The organism is Chromatiales bacterium (assembly GCA_014762505.1).
Taxonomy (GTDB): Bacteria; Pseudomonadota; Gammaproteobacteria; order SpSt-1174; family SpSt-1174; genus SpSt-1174.
Genome location: JABURS010000012.1, coordinates 1 through 1,362, shown reverse-complemented (window position 1 = coordinate 1,362; position 1,362 = coordinate 1). Strand labels below are relative to the sequence as shown.

Annotated in this window: 2 protein-coding genes; both read right to left on the bottom strand. The window is 73.4% G+C overall.

What is annotated here, in order from left to right; translation table 11 throughout:
* Positions 1-144 precede the first annotated feature (144 nt).
* Complete coding sequence (locus tag HUJ28_00655) at positions 145-441, bottom strand: EscU/YscU/HrcU family type III secretion system export apparatus switch protein (GenBank protein ID MBD3617972.1); 297 nt, start codon at positions 439-441, stop codon at positions 145-147.
* A partial coding sequence (locus HUJ28_00650; GenBank protein MBD3617971.1) for a flagellar hook-length control protein FliK occupies positions 438-1,362 on the bottom strand: 925 nt, incomplete at its 5' end. The genes HUJ28_00655 and HUJ28_00650, both read right to left, overlap by 4 nt.

The following is a 1,362-nucleotide window of genomic DNA, read 5'->3' as shown; positions in this document are numbered from 1 at the left end:
GGCCAGATGCCAAGCTCGTCCCTCCACCCCGACAAGCCCTTTCTGGCCTGTCGGGACACAACATACAAGCTGCGTAAGCTGCGATGGCCATGTTTGTGGCGAAGTGCCACCCCCTATCGCGCCTCGCGGACGCTCCTACGCGACTCATCCATCCCCCTCCCGTCGCCTGCGGATATCCTCCGGCGTCATCCCTGCCAGGTAGAAGGTGAAGGCCAGTACCTCGGCCACGGCCACGTAGAGGGCCTCGGGGACCTCGTCGCCCAGGGGGACGCGCGCGAGCAGCCGGGTGAGCGCCTCGTCTTCGTGGATGGGCACACCGTGTTCGCGCGCCAGGGCAATGATCTGCTCGGCCAGGGCGCCCTGGCCCTTGGCCGTGATGTGGGGGGCGTCGTGGCCGTCGTAGTAGAGGGCGATGGCGGCCCTGTCTTCGCGCTGTGTCATACGCTGATGTCCACCAGCCGGTCCCGCGGCGGCTGATCCTGGGGCGGCATCTCGCCCAGTCTTGCACTGATCCGCTGTACCTCGATGGCGCGCGCCCGCAGGGCGTGTTGCAGGCGGTCGATCTCCCCTTCCAGCCGGCGCAGCGTGGCCGGTTCCTCGACGTGAAAGTCCACCGTGACGCGCTGGCGCGCCAGGGCGATGTGCGCCTGGATGCCGCCCAGGTCGGGCAGGGCGATGGCGAGCGTTGCCTGCCAGGGACGTGTCGTGTCGTCGGCCTGGCCCCGGCCGCCCTCGCGGCGGATGACCAGCGAGAGCAGGTCCAGCCCGTTGCCCAGGCGCAGCGGCAGTTCCAGTTGCAGGCGCTGTTCCCCGTTTGCCAGGCCTTCCACGGCCGCGAGCTGCTGCAGGCCCTGGCGGGCCTCGGTGCCGCGGGCGGCGGCGAACAGTTCGGCCAGCAGCTGGGGCACCGTGAGCTGGGCGGGCAGCCCGCCCCAGCGCGCGGCCGGCGTGGGTGGCGCGTCGCTGCGGGTCGGCAGGGGGGTGAGTGGGGGCTGGCTGCGGGCCGGCCCGGGCTCGCGCGGGGCGAGCAGGGCAATGAGGCGGGCGACCAGCTCGCGCAGGCTGCCCGTGGTCTCGCTGGCCGGCCGGCTGGTCGTGCCGGCGGGCAGCGGGGTCAGCGCCTGTTCGACCAGCCGGCGCAGGCTATCGGGCTGGCTGAGTTCGCGCGGTCCCGGCAGGCGGGCGATGGCCTCGCGGACCAGCTGGCGCAGGGCCTCGGGCGGGGCGTCGCTGCCCGGCGGACGGGTGACCACGGCCTGCAGCAGGGCGAGCAGCCGGGTGGGGCTCTCCTGGCGCGGGGCGAGGTTGCGCAGGGCCTGGGCAAAGGCCTCGGTGAGGGCGGCCTGGCGGGGGCCGTTGCCC